At 69.9% G+C, this 16,072-nt stretch carries 8 protein-coding genes; all 8 read left to right on the top strand.

Going from position 1 to position 16,072, the window contains the following annotated elements; all coding sequences use genetic code 11:
- Nucleotides 1-17: 17 nt before the first annotated feature.
- The 8 genes from ACMTAK_RS03355 to ACMTAK_RS03320 all read left to right on the top strand — a co-directional run bounded on the left by ACMTAK_RS03355 (nucleotide 18) and on the right by ACMTAK_RS03320 (nucleotide 16,060).
- Entirely contained in the window at nucleotides 18-1,886 is a 1,869-nt protein-coding gene (locus ACMTAK_RS03355) for a DUF4091 domain-containing protein (RefSeq protein ID WP_413804736.1), read from the top strand.
- The gene (locus ACMTAK_RS03350) at nucleotides 1,883-5,524 is read left to right on the top strand and encodes a beta-galactosidase (RefSeq protein WP_413804735.1); all 3,642 of its coding nucleotides are present in this window, start codon (nucleotides 1,883-1,885) and stop codon (nucleotides 5,522-5,524) included. Before ACMTAK_RS03355 ends, ACMTAK_RS03350 begins: the two co-directional genes overlap by 4 nt.
- A complete protein-coding gene (locus ACMTAK_RS03345; protein ID WP_413804734.1) occupies nucleotides 5,521-9,210 on the top strand; it encodes a beta-galactosidase in 3,690 nt (1,229 codons plus the stop codon). The genes ACMTAK_RS03350 and ACMTAK_RS03345 overlap by 4 nt, the downstream gene beginning before the upstream one ends.
- A complete protein-coding gene (locus ACMTAK_RS03340; RefSeq protein WP_413804733.1) occupies nucleotides 9,210-11,243 on the top strand; it encodes a TIM-barrel domain-containing protein in 2,034 nt (677 codons plus the stop codon). Before ACMTAK_RS03345 ends, ACMTAK_RS03340 begins: the two co-directional genes overlap by 1 nt.
- 68 nt (nucleotides 11,244-11,311) lie before the next feature.
- Nucleotides 11,312-12,730 (top strand): SGNH/GDSL hydrolase family protein, encoded by a 1,419-nt coding sequence (locus ACMTAK_RS03335; RefSeq protein ID WP_413804732.1) that lies wholly within the window; start codon nucleotides 11,312-11,314, stop codon nucleotides 12,728-12,730.
- Between the two features lie 11 nt (nucleotides 12,731-12,741).
- Nucleotides 12,742-14,184 carry an alpha-L-fucosidase gene (locus ACMTAK_RS03330; RefSeq protein ID WP_413804731.1) on the top strand — a complete coding sequence of 481 codons (1,443 nt, stop codon included), beginning with the start codon at nucleotides 12,742-12,744 and terminating at the stop codon, nucleotides 14,182-14,184.
- Between the two features lie 5 nt (nucleotides 14,185-14,189).
- A complete protein-coding gene (locus ACMTAK_RS03325) occupies nucleotides 14,190-15,134 on the top strand; it encodes a hypothetical protein (RefSeq protein WP_413804730.1) in 945 nt (314 codons plus the stop codon).
- Nucleotides 15,131-16,060 (top strand): CARDB domain-containing protein, encoded by a 930-nt coding sequence (locus ACMTAK_RS03320; protein WP_413804729.1) that lies wholly within the window; start codon nucleotides 15,131-15,133, stop codon nucleotides 16,058-16,060. The genes ACMTAK_RS03325 and ACMTAK_RS03320 overlap by 4 nt, the downstream gene beginning before the upstream one ends.
- Nucleotides 16,061-16,072: the final 12 nt, after the last annotated feature.

The raw sequence follows: 16,072 nt of genomic DNA, 5'->3' as shown, positions 1-16,072 counted from the left end.
AGAGGGAACACAGACCCATGCCACGCAGGTCCGCAGCTGTCGCCGCCTTCCTCGCGGGTGTCGTGGTGGCCGCGAGCACCACCGCGATCGCCATCACTGGTACGTCCACCGGCACCGACCTCGATTCCAAGGCCACCACCCCCTGGCTGAGCGTCAAGGTCGCCGACGCCATGGGCACCAGGGACACCATCACCTGGGTGCCCACCGGATCCTTCGCCAGCTCCGCTGAGGAGCGGGTCCCGCGTTACCCGATGACCGCCATCCAGGGCAAGGACACCAAGGAGCTGACGCTCTCCGCCGTGCGCAACGAGCAGGTCTCGGCGCAGCTGGCGATCGCGTCCGGCCAGGATCTCGACAACGTCAAGGCCGTGGTCGGCGATCTCACCGGGCCCGGCGGGGCCACGCTGTCCGGCGACGACACCCGGGTCCGGTTCGTGAAGTACGTACCCGTGCAGCGGTCGAAGAGCGAGGTCGACTGGTCCGCCACGATCGACCAGGTCAGCTCCGGCAAGGAGGTCTCCGGCGACCGCAACCCCGATGTGGTCGGCGACGCTCTGGAAGAGCGGTCCGGCGTGGACGTGCCCGCGTACGCGGCGCAGCCGCTGTGGTTCACCTTCCGTGTCCCCGAGAAGGCCAGGCCCGGCACCTACCGGGGCACCGTGCGGGTCGACGCCGACGGCCGTACCCAGGCCAGTTACCCGCTGACCATCGAGGTCGCGGACGCGAGCGTGCCCGACCCGGAGGACTACGACTTCTTCCTCGACGTATGGGCGCAGCCGGAGACGATCGCCAAGAACCACGGCGTCAAGCTCTGGTCCGACCGGCACTGGAAGCTGATCGAGAAGTACGACCGCGATCTGGCTTCCCGTGGCCAGAAGGTCATCAACACCACCATCGTCGACAACCCCTGGCACCATCAGTGGTCGCTCGGCACCCGGGAGTCGCAGACCGCCACGCCGTACACCAGCATGGTGGGCTGGACCTGGAACGGAAAGGCGTTCTCCTTCGACTTCAGCCGCTGGGACACGTATGTCCGGACCGCCAGACGCGCCGGGCTCGGGCCCGATATCGGTGCCTTCTCCATGCTGGCGTTCCAGGACCGGGAGCACCTCACCTACACGGACACCCGCACCGGCAAGACCGTCTACGAGAACGTCGATCTGGGCGGGGACCGGTGGCGGGAGGCGTGGGGGGCGTTTCTGCCCGCCTTCGAGAAGCATCTGAAGGCGAAGGGCTGGCTGGGGGACACCTGGCTGTCCTTCGACGAGCGGCCCATCGACACGATGAGGGTCGTCAAGGACTTCGTCCACGAGGTCGCGCCGGTCTTCGACGACCGGATCTCCGTCGCCGGGTCGATCAGCACAGAAGGCGTCGCGTCGAACCTGTCCGTGGACTGGGGCGGCATCGACGCGATGACGAAGGAGAAGGTGGAGGAGCGGCGCAAGGCCGGCAAAACCACGACCTTCTACGTGTACGGCTCGCCGGCCCATCCCAACACGCTGTCGTACTCGCCCGCCGTGGAGTCGCGGATGCTGCCGTGGATCTCCGCCCAGCGGAATCTGGACGGCTTTCTGCGCTGGTCGTACAACAGCTGGACCAGCGACCCCTTCAAGCAGCCGGTGCACATCTTCACCCAGGGCGATGAATACCTGGTCTACCCGGGCGAGGACGGGCCGATGTCCAGCATCCGCTGGGAGCAGTTGAAGGAGGGCATCGAGGACTACGAGCTCATCGCCCGGCTGAGGGAGAAGGAGCCCGGCGCCGCCGACAGCGACGCCCTGACCGAGGCCCTCACCACGGCGACCCGCGACCTCGACGGCCGTACGAAGGACGTCACCGACATCGAGACCGCGCGGGCCGCAGTGGTGAAGGAGCTGACGTCATGAGAGGACGATGGGGCTCCCTGCTGCTCGCGACGCTCCTCGCTGTCATGCCCCTGATCGGCGCGAACGTCGCGACACCCGCCCAGGCGAAACCGCGGGCGCGGGAGCACACGGTCACCTACGACCAGTACTCCGTGAAGGTCGACGGCGAACCCCTGTACCTCTGGGGCGCCGAGTTCCACTACTTCCGGCTGCCCAGCCCCGACGCGTGGCGTGATGTACTCCAGAAGATCAAGGCGGGCGGATTCAACGCGGTCTCGCTGTACTTCGACTGGGGATACCACTCGTCCAAGCCGGGCGCTTACGACTTCACCGGCATTCGTGATGTGGAACGGCTGCTGGACGAGGCCGAGCGCGCGGGTCTGTATGTGATCGCCCGCCCCGGCCCATACATCAACGCCGAGGTCTCCGGCGGCGGCATGCCCGCCTGGCGCAAGACCCAAGCGGGCGTGAACCGCACCTCCGAGCCGGAGTACCTGGAGGCGGCCCGGGAGTGGATGAGCAGGATCAACCCGGTCATCGCCCGGCACCAGCTCACCCGGGGCACCGGCACGGTGATCCTCTACCAGGTCGAGAACGAGTACCAGGGCGGCCGCCAGGACGCCGACTACATGCAGACGCTCATCGACTGGGCACGCCAGGACGGTATCGACGTCCCGACCTTTGTCAACGACGGCGGCGCCAACAAGAACTGGGTGAGTGGCAAGGGCGCCCCGGACATCTACGGCTTCGACGCCTACCCACAGGGCTTCGACTGCAAGGACCCCGACACCTGGAAGAACCTGCCCGACTACTCCTACGTCAATGAGTGGAAGCCCGAGTCCCCCCTGATCATCCCGGAAGCGCAGGGCGGCGCCTTCGACCCCTGGGGCGGCACCGGATACCAGGATTGCGCGAAACTCACCGGGACCGACTTCACCCGGGTGTTCAGCAAGATGAACATCGCCGCCGGGGTGAGCGGCCAGTCCTTCTATATGACGTACGGCGGCACCAACTGGGGCTGGCTCGCCGACCCGGCCGCGGTCTACACGTCGTACGACTACGGGGCCCCGATCAATGAGTCCCGCCAACTGACCGATAAGTACCAGGAGTTCAAGCGCCTCGGGTACTTCGTCAATGCGGTCCGCCCGCTGGCGCGGACCGACAAGGCCGAGGCACCTACCCCTTCCGATGAGGCGTTGCGCGTGGACCGGCGGGTCAACCCCGACGACGGCACCCAGTTCTTCACCGTCCGGCACGCCGACACCCGGGTGAAGGACAAGGACGAGACCACCCTGTCCCTCTCGGGTAGGGACGGCGCCTACCCGCGCGTACCGCAGCAGGGCGCGATCACCGTCGACGGCCGGGACGCCAAACTCCTCGTCGCCGGCTACGACCTGGGCGACCAGCGGCTCGTCTACTCCACCTCGGAGATCATGACACACGCCACCATCGGCGACCGGGACGTGGCGCTGCTCTACGGACGTGAGGGCGAGGCCGGCGAGACCGTACTGCGGTACGCGAAACGCCCGAAGGTCACCGTCCTCGACGGCGATGTCACCTCCACCTGGGACGCCGAACGCGGCGACCTGCGGCTGAACTACACGCACAAGGGGCTGGCCCGGGTGTTGGTGAACGGCCTCGAACTGCTGATCGCCGACACCGCCGAGACCGCCCACTGGTGGCGGCAGGACACCGCGGCGGGCCCGGTCCTCGTGCGTGGCCCGTCCCTCGTCCGCACCGCCGAACTGGCGGGTGGCACCCTGAAACTGACCGGCGACTCCACCAGGGCCGCGAAGATCGAGGTCATCGCGGACACCACCAAGGTGACCTGGAACGGCCGCAAGACCGCCGTCACCCAGCCGCCTCGCCCCGTCGCACTGCCCGCGCTGACGACGTGGAAGTACAAGGAGGAGGCGCCGGAGTCCGCCCCGGGCTTCGATGACTCCGCCTGGACCACCGCCGACCACCTCACCGCCGAGAACCCGGAGCTGGTGGGATCGCTGCCCGTCCTCGCGATGGACGAGTACGGCTTCCACCACGGCAACGCCTGGTACCGCGGCCGGTTCACCACCACGGGCAAGCCGACCGCGCTCGCGCTGAACGCCAACACCGGTCCCACCGGCCAGTACGCGGTCTGGCTCAACGGCCGCTACCTCGGCAGCTCCGGCAGCGGCGCGCACACCTTCGACATCCCGACGGACACACTGAAGGACAGCGGCGACAACGTGCTCTCCGTCCTGGTGGAGAACGCGGGCCACAACGAGGAATGGGGCCACGACTACTCCAAGGAACCGCGCGGCCTGTTCGGCGCCGAGGTGATCGGCGGGGCCTCCACCCTCACCTGGAAGATCCAGGGCAGCCGCGGCGGCGAAGACCCGGTCGACACCGCCCGGGGCCCTTACAACAACGGCGGGCTGTACGGGGAGCGGGCCGGCTGGTCGCTGCCGGGATACCCCGACGGCAGCTGGAAGAGCACCACCCTCTCCCGGCAGACCGGGAAAACCGGGCCTGGCGTGCGCTGGTACCGCACCTCCGCCCGGCTCGACCTGCCGCGGGGCCAGGACACCGCGATCGCGCTGGACCTCGACCAAGCAGAGGGCGGCGGCACCGGCTACCGCGCCCAGATCTTCGTCAACGGCTGGCTGGTCGGGCGCTACCTGCCGGACACCGGACCGCAGACACGCTTCGTCATCCCCCCGGGCATCCTGCGCGAGCGGGGCACCAACACCATCGCCCTGGCCGTCTGGTCCACCGACGAGGACGCGGGCCCCGGCTCGGCCAAGCTCGTCGACCTCGGTGCCTCGGCGGGCGGGATCAAGGTCGGTACGGTGGCCGCGCCCTCGTACGACGCCAAGACGTACGCCATGCCGGACTCGGGCGCTCAGGTCACCGTCGATGCCGAGCCGTTCCTGAGCACCGGCACCGCCGCCAAGGTCCCCGTCACCCTCGGCGTGCCGAAGGACGCGCCGACCGCCCGGAACGTCGAGCTGGCGCTGAAGGTCCCGGACGGCTGGACGGCGACCACCGACGACACCACCCTTTTCCACCGGGTGCGGCCCGGCGACACCGTGACCGCGGACTACACCGTCACCCCGCCGGATGACCCGGTCCCCTACGCCGTCCTGTCCGCGACCGCCACGCTCACGCAGACCGGCCGTCCGGGCACCGCCACCGGGGTACGGGCCGTGCAAGTGCCGCCGCGAGGGCTGTCCGACGACGCCTATGTGAGCGACCTGACCCTGGTCAAGGCGGTCAACGGCTGGGGTCCGGTGGAGAAGGACGCCTCCAACGGGGAGTCCGCCGCGGGCGACGGGCGGAGGCTCTCCGTCGGCGGCGCCACCTACGACAAGGGACTCGGCGTGCACGCGAACAGCCAGATCCGGGTCCATCTCGGTGGCGGCTGCACCCGCTTCACCGCCACCGCCGGGGTGGACGACGAGGTCGGCGACAACGGCAGCGTCTCCTTCCAGGTGATCGCCGACGGCCGCTCCCGCACCACCAGCCCGGTGGTGCGCGGCTCTGACGGCGGCACCGACATCGACGTGGACGTGACCGGCGCCCGCTGGCTGGAGCTGCTGGTCGACGGGGACGGCGATGTCTCCACGGACCACGCCGACTGGGCCGGCGCCAAGCTGACCTGTACGGGCGGCACCTCGTGAACTTCGCGCGCGTCGGCCACCTGCGTACCGCCCTGGCCGGAACACTGGCCGCCGTACTGCTCGCCATCCTGACCGCGGCGGTGCCCGCCCACGCCACGGTCCAGGCCGCCGCCGCCAAGGCCACGCCTCACACGGTCGGTTACGACAAGCACTCCGTCACCATCGACGGCAAACGACTCTTCGTATGGTCCGGAGAGTTCCACTACTGGCGGCTGCCCAGCCCGGACCTGTGGCGTGATGTGCTCCAGAAGATCAAGGCAAGCGGTATGAACGCGGTCTCGATCTACTTCGACTGGGGCTTCCACTCGCCGGCGAAGGGCCGTTACGACTTCACCGGTGTCCGTGACGTCGACAAGCTCCTCGACATGGCCGAGGAGGCCGGCCTCTATGTCATCGCCCGCCCCGGCCCGTACATCAACGCCGAGACGGACGGCGGAGGCTTCCCCGGCTGGCTGATGACCCAGAAGGGGCAGGCCCGGTCCACCGACCCCGAATACCTTTCCGCCGCCCGCGAGTGGCTGAAGGAAATCGACCGGATCCTCGCTCGCCGCCAGGTCACCGACGGCACCGGACCGGTGCTGCTCTACCAGGTCGAGAACGAGCTGTACGACCCCGACGGCCGGGACCACATCGTCGAGTTGAGCAAGCAGGTGCGCGCCGACGGCATCACCGTGCCCCTCGTCGGCAATGAGCCGATGCCGCAGTACGCGGGCGGTGAGGGTCTGGACTTCGTCGGCGAGCTGGACCAGTACAACTCCTTCTGCAAGGGCGAGTGGTGGCTGCCCGCCCTCGAGCGGCAGCAGGACGACGCACCGCTGGCGATCTTCGAGGCCGGCACCGGCTGGTTCCAGACCTGGGGTGACACGGGCTATGAGAAGTGCCGGGAGAAGATGGGCCCGGCCTACCAGAAGATCGTCAACAAGCACGAGGTCATGCAGGGCACGACGATCGAGAACCTCTATATGACCTACGGCGGCACCAACTGGGGCTGGCTCGCCGACCCGCGACAGGTCTACACCTCCTACGACTACGGCGCGCCCATCAGCGAGCCGCGTCAGACCGGCGCCGACTACGACGAGATGAAACGGCAGGGCCTCTTCTACACCACCACCGCCCCGCTCACCGCGACCGACCCCGCCGACGCGCCCGCCTCGTCCAACGACGCCGTCCACGGCGAGGTGCGCGCCAACCCGGACACGAAGACGCAGTTCCTGTACGCACGCCACCGGGACCCGATGGCCGACGCCGATGCCACCACCACCTTCGAGTGGAGGACCCCGGACGGCACCTATCCGGTGAGCGTGCGGCTGAACGGGCAGACCGGCAAGATCCTCGTCGCAGGCTACGACCTGGGCGGCCAGCGGCTCGTGTACTCCACCAGCGAGCTGATGACCAGTACGAAGGCCGGTGCGCGGGATGTGGCCGTGCTGTACGGCGGCGCGGGCGACCCCGGGCAGACGGTGCTGCGGTACGCCTCGAAGCCGGACGTCACGGTTCTCGACGGCGAAGCCAGGAGCACCTGGGATGCCGAACGCGGCGACCTGCGGCTGGACTACGACCACAAGGGCCTGACCCGGGTCCTCGTCCACGGCGGTGACCGCCCCGACCTGCTGCTGCTCATCGGCACCGACGGGCAGGCGGCCAATTTCTGGCGGCCGGACGCCACGACTCTCGTCCGCGGCGCCGAACTGGTCCGCACGGCCGCCGTCCACGGCTCCACCCTCGCCCTCACCGGTGACGCGGCCGAGGCCGGCCCGCTGGAGGTATTCGCCGCCCCCGGCGTACGCACCGTCACCTGGAACGGCAGCGAGGTGGCCACCGAGCGCACCTCCTCAGGCAGTCTGCTCGGCAGGATCCCCGGCCCCCGCAAGGCGACGTTGCCCGAGCTTTCCGGCTGGAAGACGTCCGCCGAAACCCCTGAGGCCGCCCCGGCCTTCGACGACTCCTCGTGGACCTACGCCGACAAGCCGGCCACGGCCAACCCCACCAAGCCGGGCACCCTGCCCGTCCTGTACCAGGACGAATACGGCTACCACTACGGCTTCGTCTGGTACCGAGGCCATTTCAAGGCCACCGGCACCGAGAAATCCCTCTCCCTGTCCGCTCTCGCCACCAATCCGGACACCTCCTCGAAGGCGGTCGGCGCCTATTCGGTGTGGATCAACGGCCGGTTCGCCGGCACCAGTGAGACCGGCCGCCACACCTTCGCCCTCTCCGATGGCCTGCTCAAGAAGGGCGCCGACAACGTCGTCTCCGTCCTCGTCGGCACCATGGGCCACAACGAGGACTTCACCTGGAACAGCGACGACCACAAGCAGCCGCGCGGACTGACCGAGGCGTATCTCTCCGGCTCCGACGCGCAGATCACCTGGCGCATCCAGGGTGCCCGGGGCGGTGAGCGGCCCGTCGACGGCGTACGCGGGCACATGAACAACGGCGGTCTGTACGGCGAGAGGTCGGGCTGGACACTGCCCGGCTACCCGGACCGCTCCTGGAACGACGCCAGGCTGCCGGTCAGTGGCACCACGCCCGGCGTCGCCTGGTACCGCACCACCTTCAACCCCCGGCTTCCCAAGGGTCAGGACGTGTCCGTCGGCGTGACGATCGCGGACGACCCCGACCGCGACTACCGTGCTCTGATCTACGTCAACGGCTGGCTGATGGGCCAGTACGTCAACGACACCGGCCCTCAGCACACCTTCCCCATCCCGGCCGGCATTCTCCGCGCCGACGGCGAGAACACCATCGCCATCGCCTCGTGGAGCGAGGACGCGAAGAGCGGCGGCCTCGGCAGGGTGAGCCTGACGACCCTGGGCAATGTCACCTCCTCGCTGCGGGTCGGCGACGTGACCTCCCCGGCCTACGACGCCGCCGACTACACGGAGCCGGTGGTCCCGGCCCGGGTGACCGTCGACGCCCCGGACACCGTCGAGCCGGGCGGCGACTACCGGATCACGGCCGCGGTCTCGGTACCGCGCGACGGCCGCCCACTGCGCGACTCGTCCCTCACCCTCGACCTCCCCGACGGCTGGCGCGCGACTCCGAACACCCCGGTCGCACTCGGCACCCTGAAGCCCGGCCGGTCGGCCGACGCGACCTGGACGGTCACCGTGCCGGACGACCAGAAGACCGGCACCGTCGCGGCCCTGCGCGCCACGGCACGCTTCGCCGCCGGCTCGGTGACCGGCGAGGAGATGCTCGCGGCCCAGCCGCCACCGCTCGCCGCGGGCGAGCACCACATCAGCGATCTGCCCTTCCAGTCGTCGAGCAACGGCTGGGGCCCGGTCGAACGCGACCAGTCCAACGGCGAGAACGCCGAGGGCGACGGACAGCCCCTGCGGCTGCACGACGTCACCTACACCAAGGGACTCGGCATGCACGCGGCCGGCTCGGCACGCGTGTGGCTCGGCGGCACCTGTACGGCATTCACGGCCGCGCTGGGCCTGGACCAGGAGACATACGGCCGGTCGGACGGTCCGGCCACCGTCGCCTACAGCGTCATCGCCGACGGAGTGACGGTCTACGAGAGCGGGACGGTGGACCGCGACACCGCGACCAAGGCGATCGAGGTGGACGTCACCGGGGCCCGGCGGCTCGAACTCGCCGTCTCGGACGCGGGGGACGGCAACGCCCTCGACCACGCGGACTGGGCCGATGCCAAGGTCACCTGCAAGGACGGTGTCTGATGCGCAGCCGCGGACAGGCGGTGCGCCGCGGCTCCGTGGCGCTGATCACGGCCGCCCCACTGCTCGGCGCGGCCCCCGCGACGGCCGCCACGTCCGGGCCGATCGCCGTCACGACCTCGGACTACCAACTGCGCGTGGCCACCGGCCGGTTGGCCCTCACCACCGTACGAGCGGGCCGGACGGTCCTGGCCACCGCGCCCGGGGCGTTTAGCACCCGTAATGGCGACACGTTGCGCGTCACCGCCGCCACCGACCTGCCGGACGTCGCCGCCGAGCTGCGGATCACCCTCCGCTCCGACCGGTACGACATGAACTGGTCCCTGTCGGGTGCCCGGGCCGACGCCCTCAGCACGGCGTACGACCTGAAAAGCGCCGGGCACTGGTACGGGCACGGTGAGAACGGCGACCAGACGGTCCAGCCGTGGCCACTGGACTCCGGGCAACTGGTGGACACCGGGTTCAGCCCGGCGTCGTACCAGGTGGTGACCCCCTTCTGGTACACCGCGAGCGCCACCGGGCTGCGGGTGGACACCGATGAGCCGATGGACGTGCGCATCAACTCCGGCGGCAACGGGCTGGGCGAGTTCACCGTCACCGGAGACCGGGCCGCCGCTTCCACGGTGTTCGTCGAGGACACCCCGGCCGAGGTGTACCGCGACCACATCGCGCTGGTCGGCAAACCGGAGCGCTCCGACACCTCCTATGAGCAATACGCCACCCCGCTGTGGAACTCCTGGGCGCGGCTCTACGGCCGGCAGAATCAGGGACACGTCCTCGACTGGGCCCGTGCGCTGGCCGGCGCGGGACTCGGCGGGCACGCGGTGCAGATCGAGGAGAGCGTGATCGCCGCCGACTTCGGCGAACGCTTCCCCGACCTGCCCGCCCTGTCCCGGGAACTGGGCCGCCTCGGCTTCGACCTCGGCATGTGGACCGGCCTGTACATGCCCGAGACCGCCACCGACTTCTCCGAGGCGGTCGACCACGGCTATCTGCTGAAGGATCCGTCCGACCCGTCCAAGCCGTGCCTGTTCACCTGGTGGAACGGCCGTCGGACCGGGCTGATCGACCTGGTGAATCCGGCCGCGCGACAGTGGTACACCGAGGATCTCAAAGCCCAGATCCGCGAATTGGGCGTGGCCGGGTTCAAGTTCGACACCGCTTTCTTCGACGACCGGTGCGCCCCCTACCCGGGGGCCACCCGCGTCGACTACGTGACGTACGGCACCGAGCTGGCCGACGCGTTCGACCAGCAGGGGGCCGGGTTACGGGTGGCGTGGAACGCCGCGCAGGCCAAGGGCTTCGCCACCCGCACGGCCGACAAGCCGACCACCTTCGCCGGGCTGCGCGCCTCGGTCTCGGCCAACCTGGCGGTCTCCACGGTCGGTTACCCGTTCGTCGAGACCGACATGATCGGCGGCTCGCTGAGCTATCCGCCGCCCACCAAGCGGGTCCTGACCCGCTGGGCGCAGGCGGCCTCCCTGATGCCGCTGATGTACGCGTCGACCTCGCCCACCGGCGTACGGGACGCGACGACCGGCGAGTGGGTCGGCTACGACCGGGGGACGGTCGAGCTCTACCGCGCGGCCATCACGGTCTCCGACGAGTGGATGCTCGGTCCGGCCGTGCTGGCCGCGCCCCAACTCGGCGAAGGCGCTGCCCGGGACGTCTTCCTGCCGTCCGGAACGTGGCGTGACGTCACAGGCGGCACGGTCGTCCGCGGCCCGGTGACGCTCAAGGGGTACGCGGCGCCGCTCGGGGTGACCCCCGCGTTCGTGAACCTCAAGGCGAAGGGCGCCGCCAAGGCACTGAAGGCGCTCCAGCGTGCGGGCACGGAACGGACTTCGCCCGGGGCGGCCGGACCGAGGAGACGGAGGCCCGGCGACAGCGGGTCAACGCGTTCGTCAGGGACTCACGCGGGGTCTTCGACGACTACGCCGACTTCGACCGGGCGGTCCGGGACCCGGCGGACCCGCGGCGGCTGGGCGCGCCGTACGGCTCCGGTGACCATCTCCGTCCCAGCGACGCCGGCATGAAGGCATTCGCCGGCTCCGTCGACGTGACCGCGCTCGGCCTCGGCCGCGGCTGTTCCCAAGGAGGATCTGTGTCCGGACCGCTTGGACACCTGCGTGGACGCCGAAGATTCGCGGCCGTTGCCGGGGCCTTGGCGGCCACCTCGGCGGCCTTGCTTCCGGCGGCGCCGGCCGTGGCCGGGACGAAGCAGCGGGGGTGGACGGGTACGTGGGCCACCGCGCAGCACGCCGCGTACGACCCCGGCACCTCGGAGGTGACCGTACGGATACCGGTTCGGGTGAGCGCCGGGGGGTCGAGCGTACGCATCCGCCTGACCAACGGCTTCACCACCGAGCCGGTGACGATCGGCCACGCGACCGTGGGGCGTGGTGACGGCGGCTCCGCCGTCGCGAAGCCGTACAGGCTCCGGTTCGGCGGCAAGGACGAGGTGACGATCGCCGCCGGGGAGCAGGCGGTGAGCGATGCCGTCCGGATCCCCGTGCCGGCCCGCGGCGACCTGGTCGTCAGCCTGTACTTCCCCGGTCGGCTCACCCATGTCAGCCAGCACTGGATGGGGCTCCAGACCGTCTACTGGACGTCTGATGGCGGTGGGGACCACGCCGGGGACGCCGACGGGGACGCCTTTACCAGGACCGACTCCACCTTCCCGTTTCTGACCGGGGTCGATGTGCGGGGCGGTGACACGGCGGGCGCCGTGGTGGCGCTCGGTGACTCCATCACCGACGGGGCGTCCTCCACGGCGAACGCCAACCGGCGCTGGCCGGACTATCTGGCAGCGCGGCTGTCGGCCTGCTCGGCCACCGCGGGAGTGCTGAACGAGGGCATCAGCGGCAACCGGATCACGGCAGGGACCGACGGCAATCCGTCGGCGCTGGACCGGCTGGAACGCGATGTGCTGTCCCAGCCGGGCGCCCGGACGCTGATCCTGTTCGAAGGCGTCAACGACCTCAGCTGGGGCCGGGCCACCGCCGATCAGGTGATCGACGGCATGAAGGAGATCGCGCGCCGCGCCCACGCCCGCGGGCTGCGTGTGATCGGCGCGACGGTCGTGCCGTACCGCGGCTGGGGCGACTATTGGACCGAGGCCAAGGAGGCCGACCGGCGGAACGTCAACACGTTCGTACGCGACTCCGGTGGGGTCTTCGACGACTACGCCGACTTCGACAAGGCGGTACGGGACCCGAACGACCCCACCCGCTACGCCGCCGCGTTCGACTCGGGCGACCATCTGCACCCCAACGACACCGGGATGAAAGCGTTCGCCGACGCGGTCGACCTCACCACTCTCGGGGCGGCCCGCGACTGTCCCCCGGCCCGCGTCCGGCTCACCCCGTACCGGCCGGCCGCCGCCTCGACCTCCCCGGCGGCTGGGCCGCCGAACCGGCCGGCGGTGCGCGGATACGCTCCCTCGCGCCGGGCGACAGCGCCACCGACAGCCGTCTTCGACTCCTTCTCCGCCGTCTTCGACTCCTTCTCCGTCACCGAGTGAGAGGCACCTCCATGGCAGTCAGTCGCAGAAACCTCCTGGCCACCGCGACCGCCCTCGGCGGGGCCGTGCTGCTCTCCCCGCCCGGGGTCGCCCAAGCGCTCGGCGGATCCGCGCGCACCGGCATCCCCGACTACACGGCCACCAAGGCATCCCTCGACACCCATCCGGTGCCGCGCTGGTACAAGGACGCCAAGTTCGGCATCTTCATCCACTGGGGCGTCTACTCGGTGCCCGGCGGCACCGGACGGCAGAATGCCGGCGAGTGGTACCTGTGGTACCAGAGTTTCAAGGACACCGCCGAGTGGAAGTACCACCGCGACACCTACGGCGAGGACTTCGTCTACGACGACTTCATCCCGCGGTTCAAGGCCGAGAACTTCGAACCGGACTCCTGGGTGAGGCTCTTCGAGCAGTCGGGCGCCCAGTACTTCGCGTTGACCAGCAAGCACCACGACGGATTCGCGCTCTTCCCGAGCCGGGTCACCGACCGGCACTCGGTGGCGTACGGACCCAAGCGCGACCTGGTCGGCGAGCTGATGGCCGCCGCCCGCAGGCGCGGCACCGTACGGCCGGGCCTCTACTACTCGCTCGGCGAGTTCTTCAACCCGGCGATCGGCCGGCCGATGAGGAATTTCTACACCGACGAGGAAATTCCGATGGTCGGCTACAAACCCGTCGAGGACTACGTCGGCGACTACGAGCTGAAGCAGCTCTACGAGATCGTCGACGCCTACGATCCCGATCTGCTGTGGGCGGACGGCCAGTGGTTCCGGCCGACCGGCGAACCGCCGTGGCGCAGCGAAGAGGCCCTGGCGCACTACTACAACCAGGCCAAGAACCGCCGGAAGCCCAAGGGTGTCGTGGTCAACGACCGGTTCGACACCCATTTCGACTTCGCGACGTACGAGCAGCGCACCAACCCCACGATGGACCCGCAGAAGTGGGAGTGCTGCATCACCATGGGGTACTCCTGGGGCTACAACAAGCACGAACTGGACGAGGACTACAAGACCTCCGAGTTCCTGATCCACCTGCTCGCCGACGTGGTCAGCAAGAACGGCAACCTGCTGCTCAACATCGGCCCCAAGCCGGACGGCACCATCCCGGACATCATGCGGCAGCGGCTGCGCGACATCGGAGCCTGGCTGGACGTCAACGGTCCGGCGGTCTACGGGTCGGCGCCGTGGGTGCGGGCGGAGGAGGAGGGCAGCCCACTCGGCATCCGGTACACGGTCACTCCCGGCAAGTTCAACATCATCGCGCTGGGCGCCCCCAGCGGAACCTTGTCGGTACCGGCAGACATCCCGATCAGCGCCGGCTCGCGGATCCGGCTGCTCGGCCACAGCGGACCGGTGCGGTGGACCCGCCGGGACGGAAAGATCCACATCACCGTCCCGTCCAGTCTCCCCAGCGACATCGCCAACACCTTCACCGTCGACTGGGACCGGGGGTGAGCCCGATGACCGGACGACCTGCGGATACGGAACTGGACACCCGCGGGCCCACGCTCTCCGTCACCACCGAACCGGCGGACCCGGCCGGTGGCGACGCGGTGACGGTCAAGACCGTCCTCACCAATGACTGCCCGTTCCCGCTCCGCGGCGCCGTCCTCCACCTGCTCGATCCCGGGGCGACGACGGCCACGCGGACCATCGCCCTCGGCGACCTGCGGCCCGGCGCGAAGGTGAGCCGCAGTTGGCGGACACAGATGCCCGCCGATGTGGCGGGGGAGGTGTCGTTCACCGCGCACGTGGTGTTCGACGTCGCCGGGCACAGCACCGACTCCGCCCGGTCCGCGAAGACGTTCACCATCCCCTATGAGGCCAACGGCGTGCGGGAGCCGTATCTGACGCATGCCACCACCGACGACGCCAAGTACGGCCAGTACGGCACCCAATTGGTGATCTGGTCGGGCGGCCGGGACCTGTCCGGCGGCACCGACGAGAAGGGGAGCATCTATGTCCCCGGCGCCGCCGCCGAATCCTGCGTGGCGCAGGTCAAGGCGGTCAGCCTGACCGGCGGCGACAACCCCTCCGCCAAGTACGGACTGGCCATGGCGGGCGACCTGACCGCGCCGGAGGCGGGCGGCTACGCCGTGCTGACCATGTCGAAGCAGTACGGGCTGGAGTTCGTGACGGACAGCGACGGTGACGGGCGCCTGGACACCTGGGCCGGTGGCGGCGCCTCGTACCATCCCGCCTGGCTGCGACTGGTGCGCTCCGGCACCACGTACACCGCGTACGCCACCAGCAACCCACTGAAGTGGGACGAGGTCGGCACCGCGACCGTGTCCTCGGCGAGCGGCATGGGGGACGCCGGTGTCGTCGCCAGCGCGGTCAACCTCAACTACCCCGGTACGACCGTCCAGGCGGTATTCGACCACTTCACGGTGGAGGCAACGTGAGCGGCAGCCCGACCAGTCAGCCGTATCGGCCCTACCGTCCCTACCGGCCCGAGGAGGACTTCCTCAGCCCGCCCGTCTCGCTGACCGTGTCGCCGAAGAGCCCGGACGCGGGTTCGGCGGTGACGCTGACCGCCACCATCACCAACACCGCCTCGATCACACTGCGTGACACGGTGCTCCACCTCGCCGTGGACGGCACCGGGCGGCCGTCGCATCTGGGCAGCCTGGCGCCCGGTGCCACGGCCACCCGCAGCTGGCGGACCCGGCTCGCCGACGACGCCGAGGGCCTCGTCTCGTTCACCGCCCACGCGCTCTTCGACGTCCACCGCGAAGGCTCCGACTGCGCCCGCGCCACCTCCTCGGTGCGGCTGCCGAACCGGTCGCTGGCCGGTGCCTTCGACAACGCGGGCATCGCCTCCGACGACGCCCTCACGGTCGCCGACATCGACGGGTCGCGGTCCAGCCTGTCCGCGCAGGCGCTGGCCTCTGTCGGGCTGACGCCGGGGGCGGTGGTGACGTACGACGGCGTGGCCTTCACCTGGCCGGACACCGAGCCGGGGAACAAGGACAACGTCGTCGCCTCCGGGCAGACCGTGCTGCTGTCCGGCGCGGGCTCCCGGCTGGCCTTCCTCGGCACCAGCACCTGGGGCGAGGGCAAGGGGAGAGGCACGGTCGTGTACGCCGACGGCACCGAGCAGGCGTTCTCCGTCGCCGTACCCGACTGGTACGGGACGAACGCCTCCGCCGCGGTGGTGGCGCCGTACCGCCACATCTCCACGGGCCGGGACGACACCCCGGTCAGCCTCTACGTGTTCGACGTGGCGCTCGAGGAGAAGGAGTTGCGTGCGGTCGTGCTGCCGAAGGTCAGCGACGGCTCGCAGTCCGGTGTCCCGGCTCTGCACATATTCGCGATGACGGTCGCCTGACAGCGCGTGTCA

It is taken from the genome of Streptomyces lacaronensis (genome assembly GCF_047337785.1).
GTDB lineage: Bacteria > Actinomycetota > Actinomycetes > Streptomycetales > Streptomycetaceae > Streptomyces > Streptomyces lycopersici.
Note: the sequence above shows the minus strand (reverse complement) of the source record. Positions and strands in the feature narration are given on the sequence as shown.

Bases quoted from the DNA above. Each gene is read 5' to 3' on its own strand.
- ACMTAK_RS03355 (WP_413804736.1), top strand. From the start codon at position 18: ATGCCACGCAGGTCCGCAGCTGTCGCCGCCTTCCTCGCGGGTGTCGTG.
- ACMTAK_RS03350 (WP_413804735.1), top strand. From the start codon at position 1,883: ATGAGAGGACGATGGGGCTCCCTGCTGCTCGCGACGCTCCTCGCTGTC.
- ACMTAK_RS03340 (WP_413804733.1), top strand. From the start codon at position 9,210: ATGCGCAGCCGCGGACAGGCGGTGCGCCGCGGCTCCGTGGCGCTGATC.
- ACMTAK_RS03330 (WP_413804731.1), top strand. From the start codon at position 12,742: ATGGCAGTCAGTCGCAGAAACCTCCTGGCCACCGCGACCGCCCTCGGC.
- ACMTAK_RS03325 (WP_413804730.1), top strand. From the start codon at position 14,190: ATGACCGGACGACCTGCGGATACGGAACTGGACACCCGCGGGCCCACG.